At 67.8% G+C, this 6,102-nt stretch carries 9 protein-coding genes; 3 read left to right on the top strand and 6 right to left on the bottom strand.

The genetic code is table 11. The features are described 5' to 3' along the window. A partial coding sequence (locus HUU96_RS15265; RefSeq protein ID WP_174292640.1) for a helix-turn-helix domain-containing protein occupies positions 1-421 on the bottom strand: 421 nt, incomplete at its 3' end. Positions 422-509: 88 nt separating this feature from the next. On the opposite strand from HUU96_RS15265, the gene HUU96_RS09850 reads away from it, so the two are divergent. Beyond that, positions 510-1,379 (top strand): SDR family oxidoreductase, encoded by an 870-nt coding sequence (locus tag HUU96_RS09850; RefSeq protein ID WP_174292639.1) that lies wholly within the window; start codon positions 510-512, stop codon positions 1,377-1,379. 46 nt (positions 1,380-1,425) lie between these two features. On the opposite strand, the gene HUU96_RS14970 is transcribed toward HUU96_RS09850, so the two are convergent. Both HUU96_RS14970 and HUU96_RS14965 read right to left on the bottom strand, forming a co-directional pair. Beyond that, entirely contained in the window at positions 1,426-2,262 is an 837-nt protein-coding gene (locus tag HUU96_RS14970; RefSeq protein ID WP_217430309.1) for an MFS transporter, read from the bottom strand. Beyond that, positions 2,220-2,765: an MFS transporter gene (locus tag HUU96_RS14965; RefSeq protein ID WP_217430308.1), complete on the bottom strand. Its 546-nt coding sequence runs from the start codon at positions 2,763-2,765 to the stop codon at positions 2,220-2,222. Before HUU96_RS14965 ends, HUU96_RS14970 begins: the two co-directional genes overlap by 43 nt. Before the next feature lie 98 nt (positions 2,766-2,863). Here HUU96_RS14965 and HUU96_RS15260 point away from each other — a divergent pair, with 98 nt between their 5' ends. Both HUU96_RS15260 and HUU96_RS09840 read left to right on the top strand, forming a co-directional pair. Continuing rightward, positions 2,864-2,992: a hypothetical protein gene (locus HUU96_RS15260; protein WP_302480234.1), complete on the top strand. Its 129-nt coding sequence runs from the start codon at positions 2,864-2,866 to the stop codon at positions 2,990-2,992. Positions 2,993-3,067: 75 nt separating this feature from the next. Further along, the gene (locus HUU96_RS09840; protein ID WP_174292638.1) at positions 3,068-3,829 is read left to right on the top strand and encodes an NUDIX domain-containing protein; all 762 of its coding nucleotides are present in this window, start codon (positions 3,068-3,070) and stop codon (positions 3,827-3,829) included. Positions 3,830-3,837: 8 nt separating this feature from the next. Here HUU96_RS09840 and HUU96_RS09835 read toward each other — a convergent pair whose 3' ends face one another. The 3 genes from HUU96_RS09835 to HUU96_RS09825 all read right to left on the bottom strand — a co-directional run bounded on the left by HUU96_RS09835 (position 3,838) and on the right by HUU96_RS09825 (position 5,753). After that, a complete protein-coding gene (locus HUU96_RS09835; protein WP_438827075.1) occupies positions 3,838-4,377 on the bottom strand; it encodes a hypothetical protein in 540 nt (179 codons plus the stop codon). 209 nt (positions 4,378-4,586) lie between these two features. Continuing rightward, entirely contained in the window at positions 4,587-4,862 is a 276-nt protein-coding gene (locus HUU96_RS09830) for a hypothetical protein (RefSeq protein WP_174292637.1), read from the bottom strand. Positions 4,863-4,991: 129 nt separating this feature from the next. Further along, a complete protein-coding gene (locus tag HUU96_RS09825; protein ID WP_174292636.1) occupies positions 4,992-5,753 on the bottom strand; it encodes a Bax inhibitor-1/YccA family protein in 762 nt (253 codons plus the stop codon). Between the last annotated feature and the right edge of the window lie 349 nt (positions 5,754-6,102).

Raw genomic sequence — 6,102 nt, 5'->3', positions numbered from 1 at the left:
GGCGTGTCCGCAGCGCAGCAATCATCGACTTGCGTGACAAGGAACCCGCGATCCGCGGCGTCACGGATGGCCGACTGCCGTCACCGAACCCCGCGACGCGCGCGAACGCGTCGGCAACCACCAGCGTGACCGTGCGCTCAACCCGATCGAGGCCGGGTGGTGCCCGATCGACCAGCGCGTCCACCTGCGCCAGCACCTCGGCCAGCGCGCCGCGCAACGCCTCCCCCCGCACGGTCAGTCGCATCGCCGTCCCGCGCCGCTCCAGCAGCGGATCGCCGAACAGCTGCCGACAGCGATCGAGCGCGTTCGACATCGCCGGCTGGCTGAGCCCGACCCGCCGCGCGGCGCGCGAGACGTGGCGCTCCTCCAGCAACGCCTGCAGCAATACCAGCAGGTTGAGGTCGATCGTACGAAGGTTCACGCCATCAATACCGGTCTATAGCAACTATCCGTTGAGCATATAGCCTTTTTGCTGCCATCTTGCATCCAGACAATCGATGGAGACCGACATGATCCTCGTTACTGGCGCGACCGGCACCAACGGCCGCGAGATCCTGAAGGCGCTGGCCGCGAAGCAGGTGCCGGCAAGGGCAATGGTGCGCGCGGCGGACGAGGCGGGCGACCTGCCGCCCGGCATCACGCGTGTGGAGGGAGACTTCGACGACGAGGCCTCGCTGGCCCGCGCGCTGACGGGCGTCGAGCGCGCGTTCCTGCTGACCCCCTCGACCGAACACGCCGAGGCGCAGCAGAAGCGCTTCGTCGCGGCCGCCGTCGACGCGGGGGTGCGGCATATCGTCAAGCTGTCGCAGTTCGCGGCATCGCCGGATTCGCCGGTCCGCTTCCTGCGCTATCACGCGGCGGTCGAGGCGACGATCCGGGCGAGCGGGCTCGACTGGACGTTCCTGCGGCCCAATCTGTTCATGCAGGGCCTGCTGCAGTTCGCCGGCATGATCCGCGACCAGGGGATGTTCGCCGCGCCGATCGGCGATGCGCGGGTGAGCGTCGTCGACGTGCGCGACAACGCCGCAGTCGCCGCGGCGGCGCTGACCGGGGCGGGCCATGCCGGCCGCACCTATACGCTCACCGGCCCGGAAGCGCTGAGCCACGCAGAAATGGCAGCGCGGCTGTCGGCCGCCACCGGTCGCACGATCCGCTTCGTCGACGCGAGCGACGACGACCTGCGCCACGCCATGGCGGGCGTTGGGATGCCCGAGTGGCAGGTCGAGGGACTGGTGGAGGACTACGCCCACTATGCGCGCGGCGAGGCGAGCGTAGTCGAGCACGGCGTTCAGGAGGCGACAAGCACGGCAGCGCGAGACTTTGACGGGTTCGCACGCGACCATGCCGGCGCGTTCGGCGGGGTGGAGGTCCGGCCTTAAACGTCAGCAAGTCCGATAGCAGCCGATAGGGCCAAACCGCTGATCCTCACACCCGGAGGCGCTGGACGCTGACGCCTGCGGCAACGATCCCAAGCGTCGCTGCCAGGAGGAAGGGGGTGATGGAGGTCGTTCCGAACAGTCGGAAGAGCAGCGCCACCAGCACCGCGCCCAGCGTCTGCCCGACGAGCCTGGCGGTCGCCAACATGCCGGCGGCGGCACCGCTGCGCTGTTGCGGCGCGACGCCCAGCATCGTGCGGTTGTTTGGTGCCTGGAACAGGCCGAAACCGAAACCGCAGATCGCCAGGGCGACGATCAGCGAGACGGTCGTCGCCCGCGTCAGCGCCACGAGCAGAAGATAGCCCGTCGCCATCATCGCCAGCCCGATGCCGCCAAGGAGTCCGGACGGGTACCGGTCGACCAGCCGGCCGGCGAGCGGCGCGGCCACCGCCACCCCGAGCGGGATCGCGGTGATCAGGAGGCCGGTCTGGACATGCCCATAGCCAAAGCGGCTCTGCAGGTAGAACGGCAGCGCAACCAGCCCGATCATCTGCGCCGCGAACGAGCAGGACGACGTGACGTAGGATAATCGCAGGATCGCGATCCTCATCAGGTCGACCGGCACGAGCGGGTCGGCCTGGCCGCGTGCGACCCGGATCGCGGTCGCGCCGGCGACGAGTCCGATCGCGAGCACCACGATAGTGCGCGGCGATAGCTGACCCTGCGCGATGTCGGACGCAACGAAGAACAAGGCGGCAAAGGTCAGCATCGACAAGAGCGCAGAGCGCCAGTCGAACCGTCGCCCGCTGAGTGCCGTCAAGGGCAGGAAGCGCAGCCCGATCGTCAGCGCGGCGAGGCCGATCGGATGTTGATGGCGAACAGCCAACGCCAGCTGCCGAGCGCAAGGATCGCCGCCGCGACGCTCGGGCCGGCCGCCGACGAGCCGGCGACCACCAAGGCGATATATCCGACGCCCCGGCCAAGCATCGCCTTGGGGTACGCAAAGCGCACCAGCGCGCCGTTCATCGCCATCATCGCGGCGGCCCCGAACCCTTGGGCGAACCGCGCCAGCGCCAGCGATGCAAGACCTCCCGCGACCGTGCACGCGACCGAGGAGACGACGAACACCACCAGCCCGGCGGTGTAGACCCGCTTGTAGCCGAGGATGTCCCCGAGCGAGGCCAGCGGCAGCAGGAGGATGGTGATCGCGATCTGATAGGCGTTGACGACCCAGATCGACGCGGCCGGCGTCGCGCCGAGCTCATGAGAGATCGTCGGCAACGCGATGTTGGCGATGGAGCTGTCGAGCACCGCCAGGATCGAGCCAAGCCAGACGGCGGCTACCGCCCAGTGACGGCGCGGCAACGGCAATCCATCGGCCAGGACCAAGGGCTGCTCTTGAGCGACGACGGCCTGCGGTGTTCGACGGTTCGACATCGCTACGCAGGTAGATGGAGCTGCGCGCTCCGCCTATCCCTTCCTTGCTGATGAAACGTCTGGCCTTTCCAGATGGCTCGCCAAGGAAGCCGATGCTGAGCGATAAACGGATGTATAACCTGCTGATAGGATGCCGTGAGGCTATTCGCAGCCGCTTGATCGTTGGCGCCCTGATCTGAACGATGCTCCCCGCGCCCCGCGTAGCGTCCCGATTTATTGGCTGCCGCTCATCGATCAGGCGCTACAACGGCGGCATGAGCAAAGCGCCTGGCGCCATCCCTGCTGCCACTGTGGTGATCTTTCGCGACGCCGCCGACGGGGGTGCCCCGGAGTTGCTGATGGTCGAACGAGCGGCGGCGATGGCGTTTGCCGCCGGCGCGGTCGTATTCCCTGGCGGGCGGGTCGATGACGCCGACCGGGCGCTGGCCGTCCGGCTCGGCGGCGACGTGGACGAGACGGCGGCGCGGATCGCGGCCATCCGCGAGACGATCGAGGAAGTGGGGCTGGCGATCGCCATAGAGCCGGAACCCTCAGCTGCAACCCTTGCCACGATGCGCGCAGCCCTGCACGCGGGCGCACCGCTCGGTACGGTGCTGAACGAAACTGGACTGCGGCTGAAGCTCGACGCGCTGGTGCCGTTCGCGCGCTGGCGGCCGGAGCATCGCACGACCCGCATCTACGACACCCGTTTCTACCTGGCGCGGCTACCGGCAGGCGCGCCGGCCGCGACCGTCGACCAGACCGAGAATGTGCGCCTGTTCTGGGCGACCGCGGCGCAGGTGCTGGCGGAATGTGCCGCCGGCCGGGCAAGCGCGATCTTCCCGACGTTGCGCAACCTCGAGCGGCTGGCGCGCTTTGCGACGGTGGACGAGGCGGAGGCCGACGCGCTCGCGCACCCGATCGAGGTGGTGACGCCCTGGTCGCAGATGCGCGAGGGCGTCGAGCATCTGTGTATCCCCGAGGGACTAGGCTATCCGGTCACCGCCGCGCCGCTTGCCGGGATCAGGCGCGGCTGACGGTCGCGTCAGTTCGGCAGCGCCGCCGCGTCGACCTTCTCTACCCAGTGCGGGAAGAACGCCGGCGCACGGTTCGACCAGCCCGATGCCGTCGCCGCCGCTTCGCTGATCGACTGGAGCAGCTTGCGCCGCAGCTCGGGATGGAGATGCGGCAGCGCCGCCGCCGCGCAGAAGGCGCTGGGCAGCCAGGGCCGCACCTCGGGACCGATCAACCGCTCGTAGAGGAAGCGGAAGGCAGAGAAGCTGGTTAGCCGCCCCTGCCCCAGATCGAACGCCACCAGCGTCACCACCGGAGCCAGGAACGGCTCGACCGAGTCCAGACCGCTGTCGCCGGGCACCATGTCCCGCAGTTCGGGCAATGCGCGGTACAGCTTTGCCTGTGCCTTGATGCTCGCCGCCTCGACCACGTCGCGCGACCAGCGCGTCATCGCATCCTCGCGGTCGAGGCCGATATCGAGCGAGCGGCGGATATAACGCTGCGTCGCTGCCGAGAAGCCGGCGAACTCCTTCATCTCGGCCAGCGTCATCGCGCCTTCGGCCTGCTTCATCCTGGAACCCATCACCGCCCCCACATTCGAGAACCGGCCGATCATGCGCCAGGATGGTTAACGCTTTGCTGAACACCCCGGCGTCCGGCGGGGGCAAGCGACCACGAAACTTGGTGCGCCGCAACATGCGTTGCGACGAACCGAGTCTAATCAGCCAATGGATCGCCGGGTGAGGATTTGCGGCAACAGCAACCTGCCGCGTTCAAGCGTCAGCGCTGTGCCTCGGCCTCTTCGTCGAACCCGGAGGACGGTGCAGGCTCGTTCTGGGCCGGCTGCGTGTTGGAGGGCGGATCGCTGGCGTCCATCGACTCGTCCAGCGCATTGTCGAGCTGGGCGTCCTGGCTGGTGGGGTTCTTCTCCAGCCGCTTGCCGATCGATACGTCCTGACCCGCCTCCTGGCGCGGATCATGGGCGGGATTGGCCTCGTCATCCTCACCGGGAGCGACGCTCGTGCTGTCGATCGCGTCATCGTCGATGTCGGTCATACTACCCTCCTTGGAGAACCACGCCGTCAACGACCCGCACGGCGCGGCGTTCCTGCCCGAAGCGACCACCAAGCAAAACGGCCCGGTGGTACTCCACCGGGCCGCCAAGCGATCGCCGATGTTGCGCGATCAGTTACGGTTGCCGCCGAACATCCGCAGGATGAACAGGAACATGTTGATGAAGTCGAGGTACAGGCTGAGCGCCGACATCACCACCGTGCGCGTCACCCCGTCGGTGCCCGCCACGTAGGCGTACATGCTCTTGGTCCGCTGCGTATCATAGGCAGTAAGGCCAGCGAACAGCAGCACGCCGACCAGGCTGATCACCATGTCCAGCGGACCGGAATGAAGGAACATGTTGATCAGGCTGGCGACGATCAGGCCGATCAGACCCACCAGCAGGAAGGTGCCGAACGCCGACAGGTCGCGCTTGGTGGTGTAGCCATAGAGGCTCAGCCCCGCAAAGCCGGCCGAGGTCGCGAAGAACGCCTGCGCGATCGCGACGGTCGAGTAACGCAGGAAGATGGTCGACAGCGACAGGCCCATCACCACCGCGAAGCCCCAGAACAGCATCTGCAGCGTCGAGGTCTTCATGCGCGCTTGGCCGGCGCTCATCGCGAACACGAAGCCGAGCGGGGCGAACATGATGACGTATTTCAGCAGGCCGCCGCCGAAGAACACCTGCGCCGCGGGCGACGTCTCGCCGCCCCATGCGAACAGCAGGGCGACGATGCCGGTCAACAGCACCCCCGACGCCATGTAGTTATAGACCGACAGCATATACGAACGCAGGCCGGCGTCGTACGCCGCCGAGCGAGCGCCGGTGGCCGACGCACCGAACGGCGCGGCACCCGGACGTCCGGTCGATTGGGGGTCAGACCAATTTGCCATCGCGAAGAAACTCCTATGGTCCGGCAACGAGCCAGTCCACACGAATATCGGCGTGATATCGTCGCTTTTCAAGCGAAAGCGCTCGCGCATACGAGGTCCATATGACCGGTCGGGCGGTGCGGCCGCGCATGGCCCCTTCACGCCCGCGTCCATGGTGCTGTACGAGCGTCGCTTGCGAGCTGCGAGGCCGGCTAGGGAGACGCGGGATGAGACCAGCGACGATGATCGCGCTGACGCTGGGCGCGGCAGGTCTGGTCGGTTGTCGGGAGGGTCGGCCGGCCGTCGGCGCACCGGTCGCGAACGGCCTGCGCGCGGTGGCGATGCTGCGCGATGCCAGCGGAGCGCCGGT

It is taken from the genome of Sphingomonas bacterium (genome assembly GCF_903644135.1).
Classification (GTDB): Bacteria; Pseudomonadota; Alphaproteobacteria; order Sphingomonadales; family Sphingomonadaceae; genus Sphingomonas.
The sequence above is the reverse complement of the archived record's forward strand: the minus strand, read 5'-3'. Positions and strand labels throughout refer to the sequence as shown.

Excerpts from the sequence above, each read along its gene's own strand:
- HUU96_RS09850 (WP_174292639.1), top strand. The coding sequence starts at position 510 with ATGATCCTCGTTACTGGCGCGACCGGCACCAACGGCCGCGAGATCCTG.
- HUU96_RS15260 (WP_302480234.1), top strand. The coding sequence starts at position 2,864 with ATGAAACGTCTGGCCTTTCCAGATGGCTCGCCAAGGAAGCCGATGCTG.
- HUU96_RS09840 (WP_174292638.1), top strand. The coding sequence starts at position 3,068 with ATGAGCAAAGCGCCTGGCGCCATCCCTGCTGCCACTGTGGTGATCTTT.
- HUU96_RS09835 (WP_438827075.1), bottom strand. The coding sequence starts at position 4,377 with ATGAAGCAGGCCGAAGGCGCGATGACGCTGGCCGAGATGAAGGAGTTC.
- HUU96_RS09830 (WP_174292637.1), bottom strand. The coding sequence starts at position 4,862 with ATGACCGACATCGACGATGACGCGATCGACAGCACGAGCGTCGCTCCC.
- HUU96_RS09825 (WP_174292636.1), bottom strand. The coding sequence starts at position 5,753 with ATGGCAAATTGGTCTGACCCCCAATCGACCGGACGTCCGGGTGCCGCG.